20 protein-coding genes are annotated in these 18,930 nt (G+C 46.6%); 15 read left to right on the forward strand and 5 right to left on the reverse strand.

Going from position 1 to position 18,930, the window contains the following annotated elements:
* The first annotated feature begins 139 nt into the window (after positions 1-139).
* On the forward strand, positions 140-802 hold the full coding sequence (locus LVJ86_RS01280) for a MotA/TolQ/ExbB proton channel family protein (protein WP_047759984.1): 663 nt from the start codon (positions 140-142) through the stop codon (positions 800-802).
* Between the two features lie 3 nt (positions 803-805).
* Positions 806-1,237: an ExbD/TolR family protein gene (locus LVJ86_RS01285; protein WP_047759983.1), complete on the forward strand. Its 432-nt coding sequence runs from the start codon at positions 806-808 to the stop codon at positions 1,235-1,237.
* Positions 1,238-1,433: 196 nt separating this feature from the next.
* On the opposite strand, the gene dtd is transcribed toward LVJ86_RS01285, so the two are convergent.
* The 3 genes from dtd to moaC form a co-directional block, all read right to left on the reverse strand.
* Positions 1,434-1,895, reverse strand: a complete 462-nt coding sequence (dtd, locus tag LVJ86_RS01290) for a D-aminoacyl-tRNA deacylase (RefSeq protein WP_047759982.1) — start codon at positions 1,893-1,895, stop codon at positions 1,434-1,436.
* A gap of 77 nt (positions 1,896-1,972) precedes the next feature.
* Complete coding sequence (locus tag LVJ86_RS01295) at positions 1,973-2,719, reverse strand: HesA/MoeB/ThiF family protein (RefSeq protein WP_047759981.1); 747 nt, start codon at positions 2,717-2,719, stop codon at positions 1,973-1,975.
* Between the two features lie 12 nt (positions 2,720-2,731).
* Complete coding sequence (gene moaC, locus LVJ86_RS01300; protein WP_047760060.1) at positions 2,732-3,229, reverse strand: cyclic pyranopterin monophosphate synthase MoaC; 498 nt, start codon at positions 3,227-3,229, stop codon at positions 2,732-2,734.
* Positions 3,230-3,791: 562 nt separating this feature from the next.
* Here moaC and pgaA point away from each other — a divergent pair.
* From pgaA to LVJ86_RS01320, 4 genes are all read left to right on the forward strand, one after another.
* Positions 3,792-6,212, forward strand: a complete 2,421-nt coding sequence (pgaA, locus tag LVJ86_RS01305; protein WP_047759980.1) for a poly-beta-1,6 N-acetyl-D-glucosamine export porin PgaA — start codon at positions 3,792-3,794, stop codon at positions 6,210-6,212.
* Positions 6,213-6,233: 21 nt separating this feature from the next.
* Positions 6,234-8,174 (forward strand): poly-beta-1,6-N-acetyl-D-glucosamine N-deacetylase PgaB, encoded by a 1,941-nt coding sequence (gene pgaB, locus LVJ86_RS01310; RefSeq protein ID WP_047759979.1) that lies wholly within the window; start codon positions 6,234-6,236, stop codon positions 8,172-8,174.
* Between the two features lie 66 nt (positions 8,175-8,240).
* Positions 8,241-9,476 carry a poly-beta-1,6-N-acetyl-D-glucosamine synthase gene (gene pgaC, locus LVJ86_RS01315; protein WP_047759978.1) on the forward strand — a complete coding sequence of 412 codons (1,236 nt, stop codon included), beginning with the start codon at positions 8,241-8,243 and terminating at the stop codon, positions 9,474-9,476.
* A gap of 44 nt (positions 9,477-9,520) precedes the next feature.
* Positions 9,521-9,823 (forward strand): hypothetical protein, encoded by a 303-nt coding sequence (locus LVJ86_RS01320; protein ID WP_047759977.1) that lies wholly within the window; start codon positions 9,521-9,523, stop codon positions 9,821-9,823.
* Between the two features lie 225 nt (positions 9,824-10,048).
* On the opposite strand, the gene LVJ86_RS01325 is transcribed toward LVJ86_RS01320, so the two are convergent.
* Together LVJ86_RS01325 and yjgA are read right to left on the reverse strand one after the other, a co-directional pair.
* Entirely contained in the window at positions 10,049-10,261 is a 213-nt protein-coding gene (locus LVJ86_RS01325) for a cold-shock protein (protein WP_047759976.1), read from the reverse strand.
* A 378-nt stretch (positions 10,262-10,639) separates the two neighbouring features.
* Positions 10,640-11,179 (reverse strand): ribosome biogenesis factor YjgA, encoded by a 540-nt coding sequence (gene yjgA, locus LVJ86_RS01330; protein ID WP_047759975.1) that lies wholly within the window; start codon positions 11,177-11,179, stop codon positions 10,640-10,642.
* 140 nt (positions 11,180-11,319) lie between these two features.
* Here yjgA and pmbA point away from each other — a divergent pair, with 140 nt between their 5' ends.
* The 9 genes from pmbA to LVJ86_RS01375 all read left to right on the forward strand — a co-directional run bounded on the left by pmbA (position 11,320) and on the right by LVJ86_RS01375 (position 18,882).
* Positions 11,320-12,648, forward strand: coding sequence for a metalloprotease PmbA (gene pmbA / locus LVJ86_RS01335; RefSeq protein ID WP_047759974.1), 1,329 nt, complete (start codon positions 11,320-11,322; stop codon positions 12,646-12,648).
* A 215-nt stretch (positions 12,649-12,863) separates the two neighbouring features.
* On the forward strand, positions 12,864-13,679 hold the full coding sequence (ygiD, locus tag LVJ86_RS01340) for a 4,5-DOPA-extradiol-dioxygenase (protein WP_047759973.1): 816 nt from the start codon (positions 12,864-12,866) through the stop codon (positions 13,677-13,679).
* A 231-nt stretch (positions 13,680-13,910) separates the two neighbouring features.
* On the forward strand, positions 13,911-14,831 hold the full coding sequence (gene pyrB, locus LVJ86_RS01345; RefSeq protein WP_047759972.1) for an aspartate carbamoyltransferase: 921 nt from the start codon (positions 13,911-13,913) through the stop codon (positions 14,829-14,831).
* Between the two features lie 10 nt (positions 14,832-14,841).
* Positions 14,842-15,300 carry an aspartate carbamoyltransferase regulatory subunit gene (gene pyrI, locus LVJ86_RS01350; RefSeq protein ID WP_047759971.1) on the forward strand — a complete coding sequence of 153 codons (459 nt, stop codon included), beginning with the start codon at positions 14,842-14,844 and terminating at the stop codon, positions 15,298-15,300.
* 60 nt (positions 15,301-15,360) lie between these two features.
* Positions 15,361-15,687 (forward strand): hypothetical protein, encoded by a 327-nt coding sequence (locus LVJ86_RS01355; protein WP_053008277.1) that lies wholly within the window; start codon positions 15,361-15,363, stop codon positions 15,685-15,687.
* 581 nt (positions 15,688-16,268) lie between these two features.
* Positions 16,269-17,015 carry a PP2C family protein-serine/threonine phosphatase gene (locus LVJ86_RS01360; RefSeq protein WP_047759970.1) on the forward strand — a complete coding sequence of 249 codons (747 nt, stop codon included), beginning with the start codon at positions 16,269-16,271 and terminating at the stop codon, positions 17,013-17,015.
* A gap of 19 nt (positions 17,016-17,034) precedes the next feature.
* The gene (locus LVJ86_RS01365) at positions 17,035-17,772 is read left to right on the forward strand and encodes a hypothetical protein (RefSeq protein WP_047759969.1); all 738 of its coding nucleotides are present in this window, start codon (positions 17,035-17,037) and stop codon (positions 17,770-17,772) included.
* Positions 17,773-17,946: 174 nt separating this feature from the next.
* Complete coding sequence (locus tag LVJ86_RS01370) at positions 17,947-18,231, forward strand: hypothetical protein (protein ID WP_152667019.1); 285 nt, start codon at positions 17,947-17,949, stop codon at positions 18,229-18,231.
* A 225-nt stretch (positions 18,232-18,456) separates the two neighbouring features.
* A complete protein-coding gene (locus LVJ86_RS01375) occupies positions 18,457-18,882 on the forward strand; it encodes a hypothetical protein (protein WP_047759968.1) in 426 nt (141 codons plus the stop codon).
* Positions 18,883-18,930 lie beyond the last annotated feature (48 nt).

Here is an 18,930-nt window from a genome sequence, read left to right on the forward strand (position 1 = left end):
CGTGCTATATGTCTATGTTTGGTGTTCTACTGCTGTTGATTTACTAGTAGGTAAAACGGATCGGTTTAAGTTAAGTATGAAGGCCGTCTGAAAATGACTGGCGGTCTGCAAAAAATTAACATGGTAATGGAAGTAAACAATGAATTTAGGATTGGTATTTGCATCAGGTGATTTTGTTTTAATCGGTACGTTTTTGATTTTGGTGCTGATGAGTATAGTCAGCTGGTGTGTTTTGATTATTCGTGCAGTTAAGCTTTACCGTGCTAAAAAGGAAAATGCGGCTGTGCGGCAGTTGATTTGGGAAGCAGGTAGTTTGGATGAGGCATTGGCACGCGCGCGTGATCATGCCGGTGCTCCCATTAGTGAGCTGACTGCCGACTCAGTAGAGGCATATCGGAATTACAATCGTTGGCAACTTGCAAATATGGCAGCCGCACTTCCTTTAAATGAATATCTTGTACGCCATATCCGTAACTGTATGAGCCGGATTTTGCGCCGTTTCGACGGCGGGTTGACCGCATTGGCTTCGATTGGTGCTACCGCGCCGTTTGTCGGGCTATTTGGAACGGTATGGGGTATTTACCATGCTTTGATTAATATCAGTGAGAGCGGCCAGATGAGTATTGCTGCGGTAGCCGGGCCGATCGGCGAGGCTTTGGTAGCAACGGCGGCAGGGTTGTTTGTGGCCATTCCGGCTGTGTTGGGATACAACTTCCTTAACCGAGGTAATAAAACCTTGTGGCAGGATATGGATGTATTTGCCCATGATTTACATGTGCAATTGTTAAATGATAAGGATTAAATCATGGCATTCGGTTCGATGAATTCCGGTGATGATTCGCCAATGGCCGATATCAATATGACACCACTGGTTGATGTGATGTTGGTACTGTTAATTGTGTTTATGGTAACTATGCCGGTGCTGACGCATTCTATTCCTTTGCAACTGCCGGAAATATCAAAAAATACAGAGCAGGAGAACCCGCCTAAGGAGCCGCTGCGTTTAACGATTGATGAAAACGGTGCCTATTATTTGGGGGCAGAATCGGATAAAAAGCAGGATTTACAGGCATTGGAAGCCGAATTGAAAAAAGCGCATGCGGTTGATAAAGATACGGTATTGGCTATTGCCGCCGATAAAAAAGTACCGTATGACTTTGTCGCCAAGGCTTTGAATGCTGCGCGAGAGGCTGGTGTTGGTAAAATCGGTTTTGTTGCGGAGCAGGCCACAGAATAAAGAATTGTGATTAATACCGGTCATTTACTTTATGGTTATCGCCTGATGTATTTGAAAAGGCCGTCTGAAGTTTTTCAGACGGCCTTTTATCATTTGAAACGGTAAATGGGTTGGCGCATAGGACTATTGTTTTGTAAGTAGGGAAAAGCCGTCTGAAAAAGGTTTAACGCTGTTTACGGCTTAAATAACGGCAAAGTTAGAACAGTTTTTTGGAATCAAGCAGCAGTGTAACCGGGCCATCGTTGCACAGGTCTACCTGCATATGCGTTTGAAATTTTCCGGTTTCTACTGTTAGCCCGTGTCCGCGTAACATACTGGCAACCGTCTCGTATAAATGGAGGGCGGTTTCAGGACGGGCTGCTGCCGAAAAAGAAGGGCGGCGTCCGTTGCGCGCATCGGCATAAAGTGTAAATTGGGATACCAGCAATACTGAACCGCCGGTTTCTTTAAGCGATAAATTCAGTTTGCCGTTTTCATCTTCAAAAATCCGCAAGCCGACGATTTTATCGGCAATATAGCGGGCATCGGTTTCATTGTCATCGTGGGCGACGCCAAGAAGTACCATAAAGCCGTTTGAGATTTTACCCTTGCTTTGGCGGGCATCGGATTCGATAACATGAACTTCGGCTTGGGTAACTTTTTGGATAACGGCACGCATAATCAATAACCTTCAGAGTAACTGCCAGAGTGGAACAGGCCGTCTGAAATATAGTTTATAGGTTTGGAAACAGATGGCTAGGTATGGCCACACACACGGCAGGCAGGATTTTTTTGGAAAGAGAAACGTTGCCATTCGTTGGCAAGCACATCATAAGTAAGCAGCTCACTATGACTGTCGTGACCTATGCCCATTAGCAGTTTTAGGGCTTCGGCGGCCTGGGTCGTGCCGATAATGCCGACCAAGGGCGAGAAAACGCCGAAAAGCGCGCAAGCGCCGTCATTGGTGTGCTCTCCGTCGAACAGGCAGGCGTAGCAGGGCGTGTCGGGCAAGTCGGGGCGGTAAACCGCGATTTGCCCTTCGAAGCGTACGGCAGCTCCCGACACTAGCGGTGTCCGGGTAAGGATACATGCGCGGTTAACGGCTTGGCGGGTGGTAAAGTTGTCGCAGCAGTCGAGTACGAGGTCGGCTTCTGCAGCCAGTGTGACGAGACGGGACTCATCTAAGCGCTCGCATAGTGCGGTAATACGGGTACGGCTGTTCATGGCGTTCAGACGGCTCTTTAAAGCCAACGCTTTATTGCTGCCGATATCCGATTCGCTAAAAGCTGTTTGGCGTTGCAGATTGGTATCGTCTACGTTGTCGTTATCGGCAATGATAAGACGGCCGACACCGGCTGCAGCCAAATAAGGCAGGGCGGCTGTTCCCAAGCCGCCGCAGCCCACTACTAAAACAGTGGCATCCAGTAATTTTTGCTGGCCTTCAATGCCGATTTCGTCCAGTAGCAGGTGGCGGCTGTAGCGCAGTAAGTCGCGGTCGTCCATATCGGGGAGGATTTAGAATGAGATATTCTCGTAGCTGTTGTCGAAGAGGAAGTGTCCGCTTTTGCCGCCTGTTTTTTCTTCCAGATGGATATTGGTAAAGCTCATGTTTTTATCCACGGCTTTGAGCATATCGTAGATAGTCAGTAAGGCAATGTTGACGCCGGTTAGTGCTTCCATTTCTACCCCTGTTTTGCCATCGGTTTTAGCGGTAACCGTTGCTTTCACCATGCACAGTTCGACATCAACGTTGAAATCCACGCGGACATGGGTGAGGGCGACCGGATGGCATAAAGGGATCAGAAAGCCTGTTTGTTTGCAGCCTTGAATAGCGGCGACACGGGCAATACCCAATACATCGCCTTTTTTTGCACTTCCTTGGGTCAGGTGGGTAATTGCTTCATGGCTCATATGGATACGGCCGCTGGCGCGTGCAGTGCGGGTAGTGATATTTTTTTCGCCCACATCAACCATGTGGGCTTCGCTGTTTTCGTTAAAGTGGGTTAGTTCCATTTTGGTGTTTTCCTGTAATGCGGAAGTTGTGGCGGCCGGCCAAATTTCTTCCGACCGTTGCTGATTATCGGATATCAGGCTGTATTTTGCCATTTCGGTATTTTAAAAGATTTTTTTCCGGTAGGCCATTAATCAGAAGGCGTAGCGGATGAATTTTGCAAATAGTTAAATTATTTCTAAATTAATTATTTTATTAATTTTTGTTTTTAAATAAATTAATGCTATCCGCTTATCGTTTTGTTCTGCCGTTTGGTTATCTGTTGCATAAGCGTGTTAAGGAAATTATTAATATGAAACCTATTTGGAACCAGGTGGGTATTATTTGCCCGGTTTTATGTACGGAATATTCTAAAAAAATATTGCAGTTACACACATCTGCCGCTTCCCAACGGCATTACGGTAGTCATATCCGAGTCGGTTTTACGGTTCACTCACTTTGTAAAGATAGGTTGGAAACGGGCTTTACAGTTCGAATAAGCCTAATCCTCATAATTTTGAGTATAGATGCCCGTTATCGGGCCGTCTGAAAATATTTCTTACAAAACAATTTGGTTAGATAAACATGGGTACATTTTTGTATCGTTTGAAAACGGTACTCGCTTTGGCCGGGTTTGGTATGCCTGTTGTTGCCGCAGCGGCCGACATACAAAGTGAACGCGAGCATTGGGCAGCTTATGCGCGTACGGGCGAAGCCCAATTGGCGGAAGCTGTTTCCGCTTTGCAACGCCTTTATGAGCAGAGCAGTGATGCGCGCGTGCGTGCCGATTTGACAGCACTTTTACTGCGTCAGGGACGCCAGGGGGATGCTTTGGCGGTTTGTCCTTCGTGTACGCCTGCCGATTACCGTACGGACGAGTTGGAAAACTTGGCTAAGGCCGCACGCGACAGCCGTCAGTTTGAAAAGGCTTTGTCGTTATATCAAATACTCCAGCAGCGTGATCCGAAACAGAAAATCGGCTGGTTGGGTGGAGCCCTGACTTCTGTCGAGCTAGGTGATTATACCGCCGCCCAAAATCATATCGCCGCTTACCGCAAACGCTTCGGTAACGATCGCGATATCGGTGCGGCTGAAGATTATTTGAAGTTAGAAACACAATCATTGGCAGAACGTATGGGTGTTTTGCAAAGCCGGCTGAAGCAGTCTCCCGGTGATAAAAACACTGTGGTGGAGCTTTATCGCACTGCGACAGGTTTGCATGCTTATCCAATGTTGGAGCAGTTGCTGACAGATTATCCGCAATTTTTTAATCAAAAAGACCGTATGTGGCTGACTTACACCGAGTCGGTCAGTCATTTGCGTGCATCTAGAGAAGCAATGTCGCATCAAAACTCGTTGCAGGCTTTTCAGGCTTTGGGAGAGGTGGTTGAGCAAAGCGAGCCGGGTAGCGAGCTTTATTTGCGTGCCTTGCGGGATCGTGTAGTAGCGGGTGTGATGATCGGACGTTACCGTCAGGCACAAAAAGATTATCAGAAGCTGGAACGTTGGGGAGAGCAGCCCGATTTCGTACGCGATGCTTATGCCCAAGCATTGTCTGCCGAGGGCAGCCCTCACCGTGCCGCACGGATTTATCAGGAAATAGCAGCGCGGCAAGATGCAGCCGAAGGGCAAGTTACAACTGAAATAGTTGAAAAACAAGTACAAACTTCTGCTGATTTGGGGTTGTACAGCCGGGCGCAAGAAGAGCTGACACGTTTAAACCCCTCCGGCAAAAAGATGGTGCCCGACTTTACTCATACTTCAGAGGTAAAAAATCCTTATTTCGACAAGCAATATTTCTGGCAGGTACGTTTGGAAGCTTGGAACGGCAATATGAAAGCTGCTATCCGCATGATGGATAGATGGCTTGCCGAGCATCCGGCGGATCCGTGGGCCATGATATTGCGCGGTGAATTGGCGCAATGGAACGGCCGTAACGATGAGGCGGAGAAATGGTTCGCTGAAGCTATGCCTTGGATACCCCCGGATAGCCGGGTGTGGGTGCAAACCAACCGCGGCTCGATCCTTATGAATAACGGCAATTGGGCCGGCGTGAAAGAAATGGCTGCCGGCATTGACCGAAACGATCCCGATTATAAAGGTTTTTGGCAGCGTTACGATGAGGCGCGTGCCGCACGTTTGAGTATTTCAGGCGGCGTTAACAAAACGACTTCGCCAAGTGACAGTGGTAATGAGTGGTCGCAAAACGCAACTTTATACTCACCTCGTAGCGAAGGCGGGCATCGCGCATACATTACCCAACAAAGCGGTTTTGTTCCCAATCACGGTAATGAATTGCGTTACGGCAGAATAGGAGCGGGAGGAGAATTCAGCCTTTATCCGTTTACCGTGAATATAGAAAGCGGGCGCGGCACCCAATTGAACGATAAAGCCTATGTTTCGGCCGGAGTGGGTTACCGTCATAACCAGAATTGGTCATTTCATGCCCGTGCGGCTACTAATAGTGCCAATACGCCCACTAAAGCCTGGGAGCAAGGCGTTTATGCCAACGAATACGGCATATCGGCCAACTATACCCATTCCGGCGTAACCCGTGCAGGTTTTGGATTAGGGGTTTTGGCTTTTGACGATGGCAACCGCCGCCGTAGCGGCTATGTATGGTTATCGCAAGATATATGGCAACACAACCGTTGGCGCATAGGCGGTTCTTTATGGGCGGACTTCAGCCGTAATGATGAAATTGCCGGCACTTACTACTACAACCCGAAAAGCAGTAAAACGCTCAGCGGTGATTTGGGCCTGACTTATTCCTTGCCGCTGGACAACAACATCCGCTTTAGCCAAACCCTGGGCGTAGGTGCGGGCCGTTACTGGCAGGCGGGAGAGCTGGCTGAGAATACCTGGATGGTGAAACTCGGCCACGATTGGAGTTTGGGCAAACGCTTAGGGGTGTCTTACGAAGCAGGCCGTAAAAAAACCGTTTATGACGGTGAAGCCGAATATCAGAATTTCGGCAATATCGGCGTTAACTTCCGTTTCGAATAGATTGAAAAGGCCGTCTGAAAAATGAAATTCCGATCTCTTATAGTTGCCGCTGTTTTCGGCTTACTCAACATCTCTGCGCAAGCTTCCGGCCAAATCGCCAAGCAGGCGGGAGAGGTGCGTTACGGGGCATTGTGCTATCACGATGTTGTGGATGAAACGCGCCCGGGCATTGAATATGGCGATGAACAGCGCGAAGGTGATTTGCAGCGTAAATACTATCCGCAAACCATTACCGTACAAAAGCTGGTGTCGCATTTTAACTGGTTGAAAGCCAACGGTTATACACCGGTGAGCTGGCAGCAGGTTATCGATGCGCGCGAAGGCCGCGGCAGTCTCCCGGAAAACCCCGTATTGCTTACTTTTGATGATGGATACGAAAGCTTTTACAGGCTGGTCTACCCATTATTAAAAGCTTATCAATATCCTGCCGTGTTTGCCGTTGTAACCAGTTGGTTGAATAGCCCGGAAGGTAGTCTGATTACTTACGGTAGGCAAAAACTACCGCGCAGCGCATTTGTGAGCTGGCAGCAGATTAAGGAAATGCATGACAGCGGTTTGGTCGAAATTGCTTCGCATACCGACAATATGCATTACAGCTTGACAGGTAACCCGTTCGGATCGCAGTTTGCAGCTATCCAACCAGGCAATTACCGTAACGGCCGCTATGAAACCGAACAGGAATATGCCGATCGCCTGCGTCGCGATTTCCGCCGTTCGGTAGAGTCTATCGCCCGCCATACGGGGGTTAAGCCGCGTGTATTGGTTTGGCCATACGGGCAGTTTAACGAAACAGCTGAGCGGATTGCCCGTGAAGAAGGTTTGGACAGCAACTTTACGTTGATAGACAAAAATCTGAACACCGCCGACCAACGCCGTCAGGGGCGGGAGCTTATTGATCAGGAAAGCCGCTTGGACTTTATCCAAGCATATCTCGAAGGCAAAGTTTTCAAGCCCTCAATACAGCGGGTAGTGCATGTGGATTTGGACTATGTATACGATCCGGACCCCAAGCAGGTTGAGCGTAATTTCGATAAGTTGGTACAGCGTATAGCCGATTACGGCATCAGTACCGTTTACCTACAGGCTTATGCAGATGAAGACGGTAACGGTGTAGCCGAATCCGTGTACTTTCCTAACCGCCATATCAAAATGAAGGCTGATTTGTTCAGCCGCGCAGCTTGGCAGCTGATGACCCGGGCTAATGTGGAGGTTTATGCGTGGATGCCGATGATGGCATTTGATTTGGGTAAAGGCTACGACTATGTATCCAATTACCGTACCGGCCGGCCGGATACCGAACACTATTTGCGCTTGTCACCCTATAGCGAAATAAACCGTAAAAAAGTCGCTGAAATTTATCAGGATTTGGCATTCCATAGCCGTTTTAACGGAATTCTCTTTCATGACGACGGCTTCCTGACAGATTTTGAAAACAGGAAAGGCCGCCAAACGAAAACGTTAAAAGAAGCTTCTCAGAAAACCGACGACCTTATCGAATATTCGAAAGCACTTAAACAATCGGTATTGAAATATACCTTCAACGGTAGCGATATGCTCAAAACCGCCCGCAACATTTACGCCGGCGTGGTAATGAATCCCGAAGCCGAAAAATGGTTTGCACAAAGCCTGCCGAAGTTTGTTGCCGCTTACGACTATACGCCCATTATGGCTATGCCTTATATGGAAAACGAGAAACATATCAACCAGAAAGAAGCGAAGCAGTGGCTAGGCAAACTGGTGAAAAAAGTGCGTGGGACAGGCGTACCCGAAGATAAAACTATTTTTGAGTTGCAAGCGGTTAATTGGCGTACCGGACAGCCCGTCTCTGATAAAGAGTTTGTCGGCTGGATCAAAATGCTGCGTGAAGAGGGCATACGCAATATCGGCTATTACCCGGATGATTTTATTAATAATCAACCAAACCGGCAGGTATTGCATCCTTACTTTTCTATAAAACGATAAAACTTTTCTTTCAGACGGCTTCTGTCGTACAGGCAGAGGTGGTCTGAATATGCGGCGAAATAAATTATGAGTTTGCAATGGTATGAATGGTTGGGCATTTTCGTCATGCTCTACCCAGGCGTAATGGCGGTTTATTGGACTCTCTCGGGAGTCTTGTACTTCATTTTTTTCGAAAACCAAGTGTCGGAGCCGGCTTTCGAATACGGGCAAGAAGAAATGCCCATGGTGAGTGTGTTGATACCGTGTTTTAACGAGGCCGACAATTTGGATCATTCGATTCCCCATTTACTCAAGCTGAACTATCCGAATTACGAGCTGATTTTTATCAACGACGGCAGCAAAGACGAAACGCTATCGATTATCCGTCGATGGGCCGAAATTAATCCCAAGGTAGTTGCGCTCACCCAGGAAAATTCCGGTAAGGCGGCAGCTATGAATCATGGTTTGATGAAGGCTTGCGGCGAATACATAGTGGGCATAGATGGTGATGCGGTACTCGATTACTACGCACTCGATTATATCGTACAAACCTTGGAGGAAAACCCCATGCTGGGTGCGGTTACCGGTAATCCGCGCGTACGTAACCGCAGTACGGTATTAGGTAAGCTTCAAGTGGCCGAGTTCAGCTCGATTATAGGCCTGATCAAACGTTCTCAAAGCATCATGGGTACGTTATTCACCGTTTCCGGAGTCATTGTCGGATTGCGCCGCGATGTGGTCGCAAAAGTGGGCGGATGGAGTACCAATATGGTAACCGACGATATTGATGTCAGTTGGAAAATCCAAACCGCTGGCTACAACATTGCCTACGAACCCAGAGCCTTGTGCTGGGTATTGATGCCGGAAACATTACGTGGCCTTTACAAACAACGGTTGCGCTGGGCGCAAGGCGGCGCCGAAGTGATTTTGAAATATTTCAGCCGGGTGTGGCGGTTACGCAATTTCCGGTTGTGGCCGCTTTATTTGGAATATTTCGTTACCCTGATTTGGGCCTATTCCTTGTTTGCCCTGATGGCGGTGGGTATTTACCAGAGCCTATACAGTGGCAGTTTCAACCTACATCTGCTGGAGGTAAGCAGCCTGATTACTTTGATGCTGTTTGTCATTCAGTTTTCCGTGTCGATGGCGATCGACAACAGATACGAGCGCGGATTAGGCCGTTATTTCCTTAGTTGCATTTGGTATCCGTATGCATTTTGGCTGATTAACAGTATCACATTGGTACACGGCTTTCCGAAAGCGGTGTTCCGCAATAAAAACACATTAGCGGTTTGGGTTAGCCCTGATAGGGGCATACAGTAAGCAGGTAAAAGGGGAAATATTTGCTTTAATAATAGGAGAGAAACATGGCGGATCAAATCTTATGCAAACAAATGGTGATTAATAAAGCGCGTAAACCTTGTATGAAGATTACCTTGAAAAGCTGGCTTCTGATGATGCTGACCTGGGCTTTATGGTTATATGGAATTTACTACTTGGTGGATAAATACCATATTCTGCTTTCCAGACCATTGGTAGGTAGTTGGACACTGCAAGAGGTACTTGAGATGGTGAGTATTGTATTGCTTTTACAATTAAACTTTTTATTTGTGTGGTCGATTATCGTGCAGAAACGGATTCAAAATGTGCATGGCAGGCAGAAAGCGTGATGACCAGACCGAACTAAGCCACAACTGTCTTATGCCTCTATACCGTTGGGAAAGCGGTAGCAGCCGGCCCACGGTTGAAAAAGGAGCTTAAATAGAAAGTTAGGGTGTAAAAAAGCCCGAAGCGTTTGCTTCGGGCTTTTTATTAATTTTTCGAGTCTCTTACGGGAATTTCTTTTTGCTTTTGCAGCATATAGAAAATCCGGACTCTGCGCTGGGCAGCACTCATTATGCGGCCTTTACGTTCAAGGCTTGGGGGCCTTTGGCGCCTGTGCCGGCAGTATAGCTTACGCGTTGGTTTTCCTGGAGGGTACGGAAGCCGTCGGATTCAATGGCTGAAAAATGTACGAACAGATCTGCACCGCCTGCATCAGGGGTAATGAAGCCGAAGCCTTTGCTCTCGTTGAACCATTTTACTGCGCCGAATTGTTGGGTATTCATAAGAATTTCCTTAGTCAAAATATTAAAAACTGCCGAACTGCAAAATTAAGGGTACTGAAGACTAAGGAATGCTTGGGGAAACTGAAACAGAATACCAAAAGAAACGCAAAGAAAACTAAGAACCAGAAACTTCGTACATCGAACAAGTACGCAGTATGGGTGTTATGGCGGAGATAAGCAAGCTTTATTTTTTTTATTACACAAACCGACGTTATGTTAATTTTTGTATGTTTGAGGGGTGTGTACGCGTAGGTTATTTAATGCCGTCTGAAACCATAGTGCGGGGTGCGGATTCCCAGTTTTTCAATTTATAAAAATTTAAAAGCCGCCTATCTTAAGATCAGGCGGCTTGTTTGTGCGTAGGGGCTTTATATCACATCAGCCCTCATCGGCATCGTAATCATTATTTTGTATGGTTTCGCTTTCACCGCCCATAATGATTTTTAATTCTTGGAAGAGTGCGCGGAAATTTTTCGGCGGTTTGTTTTGTTCCTGCTCTTTGCGCGTATTGCGTATCAGCGTACGTAATTTGCCAACGTCGGCATTCGGGTAGTCGGCAATGAATGCCGTAATGGCATTATCATCGGCAATCAGGCGCACGCGTGCTTGTTCGATGCGCTGCATCAGTGCGTTGTGTGCGGCATTATCTCCTCTGAGGCGGGCGAGATAAGCTTCGATAGGGGCGGGATCGATGTCACGCATCAATCGGCCGATATATTGTGTTTGGCGTTTGAGCGCGCCGTTCGAAGTAATTTTTTTATGTGCTAATACAGCTTCGAGCAGTTCCTCGGGAAGATTGATTTTTTTGAGTGTTTCGGCTGATAACTTGGTGAGCTGTACGCCCAAGTCCTGCAGATCGTTCATCTGCTTTTTCATGCGGGTTTTACTGATCCACTCTTGTTCGTTTTGATTGTTCATATTTTGTGCCGGATGCAATAGCCAATAAAGCAGGATTGTATCACAGCCGTGTAAAGCACAATCCGGATGATAGGCACATTTTTGGCAGAGGCCGTCTGAAAACGGTTAAAATACGAGCAAACTATTACTTCGGAAAATCCATGTTTAATCATCATAAAAACGAATTGGCGGCATTGTGCGCACAAGCCCTCGATCTGGCTCATGGCGGCGGAGCCACGGCGGCCGAGGCCGATTTGAGCGAGTCTTTGGGCCAAAGTGTAAACGTGCGTTTGGGGGAAATCGAACAGATTGAGTTTCAACAGGATAAATCTCTCGATATCACCGTTTACGTAGGGCAGCGGAAAGGCCGCGCCAGTACGGCCGATTTCTCGGATAATGCTTTGCGTGATACCGTGCAGGCCGCTTTGGCCATTGCCCGATATACGGCTGAAGACGATTGTGCAGGTTTGGCCGATGCCGGGTTGATGGCTACGGAATTCGGGGAACCTGATGCGTATCATGAATGGGATTTGCCGGCAGATGAGGCGGCGGCTTTGGCTAGGGACTGCGAAGCGGCGGCTTTGGGCTTTGATCCGCGTATTGAAAATTCGGAAGGTGCAGAGATCCATACGGGGCATTACCAGTATGTATACGGCAATAGCCACGGCTTTCTGCATCATGCAAAGGGTACGCGCCACAGTATCTCGTGTAGTGTCGTGGCTACGGATAAAAGCGGTATGCAGCGGGATTATTGGTATGACCTTGCCCGCAGTCGGAATGATTTGGATACGCCGCATAATATAGGCCGGACGGCAGCGGCGCGCACGGTGGCCCGCTTGGGTGGCCGCAGCGTGCCTACTGGCAGCTATTCCGTGGTGTTCGATACTACGGTGGCAGGTAGTTTGTTCGGGCATTTGGTCGGCGGCTTGAGCGGTGGTGCGCTGTATCGTCAAAGCAGTTTTCTGGTTGACAGTTTAGGCCGGCAGATTTTGCCGCAATGGTTTGATTTGCGCGAAGAACCGCATATCCCGCGCGCACTCGGCAGCGCTTGGTACGATGCGGAGGGTGTGGCGACAAAACCCCGTTTTGTAATTGAAAAAGGTGTGGTGCAAGGCTATTTCCTCAGCAGTTACAGCGCCCGCAAGCTCGGAATGCAAACCACAGCCAATGCCGGTGGCGCACATAATCTTTATGCGTCTGCCAGCCATGCTTCCCAAAGCGATTTGTTGAGGGAAATGGGCAGCGGTCTGTTGATTACCGAATTGATGGGGCAGGGCGTGAATATGCTGACCGGTGATTACTCCCGTGGTGCAGCAGGCTACTGGGTAGAAAACGGTGTTATTGCCTATCCGGTACAGGAAATTACCATTGCCGGGCGTTTGCAGGATATGTATCTGAATATCGCCGGCGTGGCCGACGATGCGTTGAAACGGTCGGCCAATAAAATCGGTTCGGTATGGGTAGAGGGGATGACGGTAGCAGGCTCATAAGCCAAACCGGCTGATTCTCAAAGTATTGCCGCGTGGGTGTAGGTGAAGAACGATAGAGTTCCGCTTATTGTTATTGCTTGAAGTTTTAAGTTTGGTTTGATACGGAGATCTTTGTTTCTTGGCAGGAAACCCTGCATCAATGAAAAGAGGGTTTTTCATGCCGTCTGAAAGGTTTATATTGCCGTATCTGTCAAATAGCATGGTGAAAAAGCATTATGAAACTTCCGGCAATTTTTTTCGGTCACGGCAGCCCGATGAACGCACTTCAAGAGAACGCTTATTCGGCTTCGTGGGCACGAGTCGGACAGGGCTTGCGTCGCCATTACGGCGGCGGTATTCGTGCTGTTTTGGCCGTATCAGCCCATTGGTGTACCGAAGGCTTGGCGGTTACCGCATCGGAGCGGCCGCATACGGTGCATGATTTCGGTGGTTTTCCCCGGGCTTTGTTTGATGTGCGTTATCCTGCTCCCGGTAGCCCGGAACTCGCTTCGGAGGTAGCGGTGCTATTGGGAACGGAGCGGGTTCGCGCCGATTTCGGGCAAGGTTTGGATCATGGAGTGTGGAGCGTGCTACGCCATGTTTTTCCCGAAGCCGATGTTCCGGTGGTGCAGTTGGGGTTGGATATGAATCTGGATGCTCGCGGCCATTTCGAACTGGGACAGCGTTTGGCGGTTTTGCGTGAGCGCAGCGTACTGATTATCGCCAGCGGCAATATCGTACATAATCTGCGTATGATGGATTGGCGGGAAAGCGAGACTGCTGATGAGCCATACCCATGGGCCGAATCTGTTCGGAAACAGGTGAACGGCTGGTTGGAAAACCACGATGTTGCCGCGTTGGTTGACGAAAATGCTTATTCGGGCGATTTCGCCCTTGCCGTACCTACCCCCGAGCACTTTTGGCCGTTGCTCTATATCGCGGCAGTTCGGCAAGCCGGTGAGGATTTGGTGTTTTTCAATGATGAAATCATCGGTAAGTCTTTAAGTATGACTTCGGTGCTGATTGGCGGCGGCTTATCCCAATTTGTTTGAGGAATTGGAATATACCGGCAGGCCGTCTGAAAACTTTGCTTTCAGACGGCCTTTGATTTATGCGATAATCCTAGGCGTTTGTTTGATAATTATTTAAGCCGCTATGATGATTCCAACCCGCGCATCCGCCATTTTTTCGTGCGTTGCCCGCCGCAGCGGTTTTATTGTTTGCCAATATTGAAAGCCCGTGCATAAACGGGCTTTTTTTCGGAAAAGCAAAAGGAGTAGCCCGTGCCAAATCCGCTTTACAGACAAAATCTGATTTCTGTCGCCGATTTATCTACCGAACAGCTTGAGCTGCTGTTGCATACTGCCCTCAAGCTCAAGGCCGAACCGCGCAACGATTTGCTGGAAGGCAAATTAATCGGTTCGTGTTTCTTTGAGCCTTCTACGCGTACGCGCCTTTCGTTCGAAACCGCCGTGCAGCGTTTGGGCGGCAAAGTGATCGGATTTGCCGATGGTGCCAATACCAGTGCGAAAAAAGGCGAAACGCTGGCGGATACCGCCCGCATGATTTCCAGCTATACCGATGCGATTATTCAGCGTCATCCCAAAGACGGAGCTGCGCGGGTGTTGGCCGAATTTTCAAGCGTACCCGTGATTAACGCGGGCGACGGAACCAACCAGCATCCGAGCCAAACCCTGCTTGATTTGGTGACCATTTACGAAACCCAAGGTACTCTGAATAGTTTGAAAATCGCCATGTGCGGCGATCTCAAATATGGCCGCACGGTGCATTCTCTGGCACAGGCGCTTAAGCGCTGGGGTTGCGAATTCGCTTTTGTTTCTCCCCCCAGTCTTGCTATGCCGGATTATATTACCGAAGAGTTGGACGAAGCCGGCTGCCGTTATCAGGTGCTGCCCTCGCTGGAAGCGGCGGTGGAATGGGCGGATATTCTTTACATGACCCGCGTGCAGCGCGAACGCTTTGACGAGCAGGAGTTTGCCAAAATCCAAGGCAAGTTCAATCTGGAGGCATCTATGTTAGCTAATGCCAAAGACAATTTCCGTATTCTGCATCCGCTGCCGCGCGTGGACGAAATCCACCCTGATGTCGACGATACGCCCTATGCCTATTATTTTCAGCAGGCAGCCAACGGCGTATACGCACGGCAGGCGATTTTGTCTTTGATTTTGAACGAAGAAGTATAAGGAGCGCGGGATGACTCAAAAACAATACAGCGTTGAAGCGATTCAAAACGGTACCGTTATCGACCATATTCCCGCAGGCAGGGGTTTGGCGATTTTGCGTCAGTTTAAATTGCTGCATTACGGTAGTGCCGTCACCGTCGGCTTTAATCTGCCCAGCAAAACACAGGGTAGCAAAGATATCATCAAGATTTCGGGTGTGCATTTGGATGAAAAAGCCGCCAACCGCTTGGCTTTGTTTGCTCCCGAAGCCACTGTGAATGTGATTGAAGACTTTCAAGTGGTTCGGAAAATGCACTTGAGGCTGCCGGATACCATTAGCGAAGTATTGCGCTGCCCCAATACCAATTGCGCCAGTCACGGCGAACCGGTAAGAAGCCGCTTTTATGTACGCGGCAGCGGCGGTCAAACCAAGCTCAAATGCCATTATTGCGAAAAAACCTTCCCGCGGGATTTCGTTGCCGAAGCTTAGTAATAGGGAGGCGGTACTCTGAGTTGCAGGTTCTGCCAAAAGCATTTTCAAGGGATAACGATGGCAGATAAATTACAGCAAGTGTTTGCGCCGGTTTTATATGTCGTGATTTTCTTTCTCGGATTTCTCACTGCTGCCGTATGGTTTAATCCGAACGGCTATCCGGCCGATTTTGCTACCGTACTTACAGCGGTGGCGGCTTTGGCAATGGTCTTTTTGGGCTATTTGTTTTGCCGTTTTTCACTGATGAGACGTCAAAAGGAAAGCGAACGTTTGGCCTTGTTGCAGCATGAGAATATCCGCCCCGTATTGCAGCCGGCTGCCGATGCGCCGCACTTAATCGATATCGCTATCCAGCCACGGAAAGGGAGCGGCTTATGCCGTTAAACTGAGCATAGAAAGTGAGATTCTTGATTTGGTCGAATTTGATTTAGAGAGTAAATATAGTGAGAGTGTTGATTGTATTTTTGTTTTTTGTCAGAGTGAAAGTTAAATTGATGAATTGGAAATAAAGATTCCAAAAGAAAAAATTATTGCTTTTAAATTAGATGATTAATCAATACCGCAATGTGCTGAAATAATAAATACTATGCTGGAGTTAATTTTAGAGCAAGGAATAATTAATGTGGATTTTGCAGATATTAGTAGTATGTTTTTAGGCAGAAAGTGGATCAAATATTACCGTTTTTCTATTAAAAAAGATTGGATTTTAATTTTCCTAATGATGCTTGGTTAAAGTCCAACAAAGAAATTATTCTAGTTAATTTTTCTTCAGCTAATGATTTAGAATTTCCATATGGATCTGATATAGTTATGGAGTATATTGAAGAGCGTTTAGGGGTGAAACACTAAATATAGGTTTAGGGAGGTCCATAAGCGTGAATAGAGACTTAGGCGAAGAGGTTATTATTAGTATTTTTGCTTATTAAGCTATTTAATATGACCTATTTTAATAAAATTGTGTATATATGTATAGTATTACCTTTACCCAAATGGCGTGTCCTAATAGACGAAATCAAGATGCCTTATTTAATGGCGTTGAAACATATCAATTTAAAAATAAAAAAGTTGAAGATTTTCAATTAAATCAAGATGGTTTTATTTTAGGAGTAATGGATGGTGTTTCAAGCAGCCCACAAGGGTACTTGGCAAGTTATTTCTGGGCAGAGCAATTAAAAACAAGTCAAGAATTATCAAAATCATGGCTAAAAGAGACACACTCACAATTTTGTGATCTCTTTGTTCGGTCAGCTTATGGAGCAAGTACAACATTTGTTGCTTGTCAGGTTTTTTCTTCAGGAAAAACAGTGATTTTAAATGTTGGAGATAGCCGAGCGTATAAAATTACTGAAGCAGGATACTGGCAACAATTAAGTTATGATCATATTTTATTAAACGAATTAGTTGAGTCTGAAAATTGTGAATCGAAAGACTATGCTGGTATGTATTATGGTTTAACAGATTGTTTAATCGCTGATTATGCTGAAAATGATTTTAATATATTTCAAACCGAGACAGTTCTAAAATCAGGGGAAACCTTATTACTGTGTTCTGATGGGTTAACAAATTATATTTCAGCCGAAAAGCGAGAAGCGATTTGGAGGAAGTATTCAACACATACTGAGCGGTTATTTGCATTGAAATGTGAAGTTAAGAGAGAGGCGTTTAGAGATGATTTCTCTGTTGTAACCTGTCAAAAGCTAGATGAATGTTGAAATAATTTTAAGGAGTAAAATGGAGTCTTTAAATCAAGAACTTGCGAAAGAGTACCTTAGAATTTTAAAAGAATTTGAAAGTGAAAATACAGAATTTTTAAAAAATACTGAAAATTATTTCAGTCAAGTTCATTTAGGATTTGTCCCTGATGGATTTAGAAAAGAAAATTTTAATGTCTTGATTCTTGGGCGTGAAACGCGTGGATGGGATGGCTTGGAAGGTGACTATAATGAAAAATACATAGAGAATTCGATGGAAAAATCCAAATCATGGTCGGAGAAAATGTATGCAGAAAAAATATTGAATAAAAAAACTGGGAAAGGTTGTTCTTTTTTTAGATTTTTTAGCAATGTGGCAAAAAATATTGGTAGAGAAAAAGTTCTTTGGGGTAACCTTTATGCTTTCTCATATAAAAAAAGTCATCCGAAAGAGAGTGAGTACTTTAGGGAAATTGAAGAGGTATCAAAAAAACTCTTAGTTGCGCAAATTAAAGTGTTGCAGCCAAAATTAATTATTATTGCGTGTGGGGTAGATAAGGTAACAAGAAAAACTCGTGATGAATGCCTCAATGTTCAGTTTTCTGGACTCGCAGTTGATGGGGCGGATTTGCATAAAAGATATTTAGAAAGTTGTAAGATATTTATAGATGGCTGTGACGAAATAAAAGGCTATCGTATTCAGCATCCTAGTTCAATAAATTATGAAAGTCGAAAAGCAAGAGAATACTTATTAACGGCTTTGAAAAATTTTGCCTAGCTTGCGCATACATATTGATTAAATCTATACGAATCTTTTTAAGCTGAGCTATGGCAGCTTAACTTTAAACAATTCAAAGAGAGTTTGATAACTCTCTTTGAATTGTTTAAAGTGAAAATTTTATATCTAATCTATAACTATTAAAGCATAGCCGGTACTGCTGCTGCCGATGTGTTGAGCGAGAGTGTAAAACCTTTGACGGCTTTTTCAGACGGCCTCGATATGTTGGCGGCAGGGGAAACGTACGGTAGTGTGTTTGCGGCTTTCGATACGTTGGCTTCCCGCTCTGCACCGGCACCTGTTAACGGTATCGTCAAAATAGTCGCACACTACAAAGATGCTTTGGGCTTGGATTGTGCAAGTGAAAGCACATTGGATATTGCCGTTTTGGGCGCGCTTCAAGCGAAACCGGCGAGTATCGGAACTGCTGTTAAACCGCGTAAGAAACTTTTATATTAAAAATTTCAGACGGCCTTTTGAATTGTCGGGCTTTTTGAAACCGGAAATCTGTAACCGATAAGCCAGCCTATGTTGTCTTTGATGGATTTAAAGGTTGGCGGTGTATGTTGCAGAGTGGGTAACAATAACAATAGTTGGCAAATCGGAAAAGCCTGTTACGGCAAAACAAGCCGGTGCGGCAGGATTCTTAACTTTGCATCTAAACATCACTAGGAAGTACCTGAAATGATTTCACTGACCACGCTGATTATCGCCGCTGTTTTTACCATAGTTTTGCTACTGGTGAGTTTGGCATTGCCCAACCCGATTACTTGGCTGATGACCATTGCGATGGGGGCATTACTGTATTTCGTGTTGTGGCCGAAGTATGACGGCCAGCAACAGGCTGCGCAATACGGCGTGAAGATACAAGCCGCGGTACAAGAGGTAAGACATTGGAACCAAAAGCGTAGCGAAACGGTGGTTGACCGCTATGAAATCATTGCCGTTGCACCTAATCCAAACACCGGTAAAATCCAGCAGTTCGTCAGCCCGCCTATGGGGGAAGATCCCGCGCCATATCTGGCCGACAGCGTGCAGGTAACGGTGGATTGGCAAAACCCGAAAGCCTATATTATGGATTTATCCTTTCTGCCTTTTAAAGTTGAATAAGCACTATCAACCAGGGTTACTGAATGCCGTCTGAAAGCTTTTCAGGCG

This window comes from Neisseria arctica, from assembly GCF_022870905.1.
In the GTDB taxonomy this organism is placed as follows: Bacteria; Pseudomonadota; Gammaproteobacteria; order Burkholderiales; family Neisseriaceae; genus Neisseria; species Neisseria arctica.

Excerpts from the sequence above, each read along its gene's own strand:
- LVJ86_RS01280 (WP_047759984.1), top strand. The coding sequence starts at position 140 with ATGAATTTAGGATTGGTATTTGCATCAGGTGATTTTGTTTTAATCGGT.
- LVJ86_RS01285 (WP_047759983.1), top strand. The coding sequence starts at position 806 with ATGGCATTCGGTTCGATGAATTCCGGTGATGATTCGCCAATGGCCGAT.
- dtd (WP_047759982.1), bottom strand. The coding sequence starts at position 1,895 with ATGCGTGCCGTTATCCAAAAAGTTACCCAAGCCGAAGTTCATGTTATC.
- LVJ86_RS01295 (WP_047759981.1), bottom strand. The coding sequence starts at position 2,719 with ATGGACGACCGCGACTTACTGCGCTACAGCCGCCACCTGCTACTGGAC.
- moaC (WP_047760060.1), bottom strand. The coding sequence starts at position 3,229 with ATGGAACTAACCCACTTTAACGAAAACAGCGAAGCCCACATGGTTGAT.
- pgaA (WP_047759980.1), top strand. The coding sequence starts at position 3,792 with ATGGGTACATTTTTGTATCGTTTGAAAACGGTACTCGCTTTGGCCGGG.
- pgaB (WP_047759979.1), top strand. The coding sequence starts at position 6,234 with ATGAAATTCCGATCTCTTATAGTTGCCGCTGTTTTCGGCTTACTCAAC.
- pgaC (WP_047759978.1), top strand. The coding sequence starts at position 8,241 with ATGAGTTTGCAATGGTATGAATGGTTGGGCATTTTCGTCATGCTCTAC.
- LVJ86_RS01320 (WP_047759977.1), top strand. The coding sequence starts at position 9,521 with ATGGCGGATCAAATCTTATGCAAACAAATGGTGATTAATAAAGCGCGT.
- LVJ86_RS01325 (WP_047759976.1), bottom strand. The coding sequence starts at position 10,261 with ATGAATACCCAACAATTCGGCGCAGTAAAATGGTTCAACGAGAGCAAA.
- yjgA (WP_047759975.1), bottom strand. The coding sequence starts at position 11,179 with ATGAACAATCAAAACGAACAAGAGTGGATCAGTAAAACCCGCATGAAA.
- pmbA (WP_047759974.1), top strand. The coding sequence starts at position 11,320 with ATGTTTAATCATCATAAAAACGAATTGGCGGCATTGTGCGCACAAGCC.
- ygiD (WP_047759973.1), top strand. The coding sequence starts at position 12,864 with ATGAAACTTCCGGCAATTTTTTTCGGTCACGGCAGCCCGATGAACGCA.
- pyrI (WP_047759971.1), top strand. The coding sequence starts at position 14,842 with ATGACTCAAAAACAATACAGCGTTGAAGCGATTCAAAACGGTACCGTT.
- LVJ86_RS01355 (WP_053008277.1), top strand. The coding sequence starts at position 15,361 with ATGGCAGATAAATTACAGCAAGTGTTTGCGCCGGTTTTATATGTCGTG.
- LVJ86_RS01360 (WP_047759970.1), top strand. The coding sequence starts at position 16,269 with ATGTATAGTATTACCTTTACCCAAATGGCGTGTCCTAATAGACGAAAT.
- LVJ86_RS01365 (WP_047759969.1), top strand. The coding sequence starts at position 17,035 with ATGGAGTCTTTAAATCAAGAACTTGCGAAAGAGTACCTTAGAATTTTA.
- LVJ86_RS01375 (WP_047759968.1), top strand. The coding sequence starts at position 18,457 with ATGATTTCACTGACCACGCTGATTATCGCCGCTGTTTTTACCATAGTT.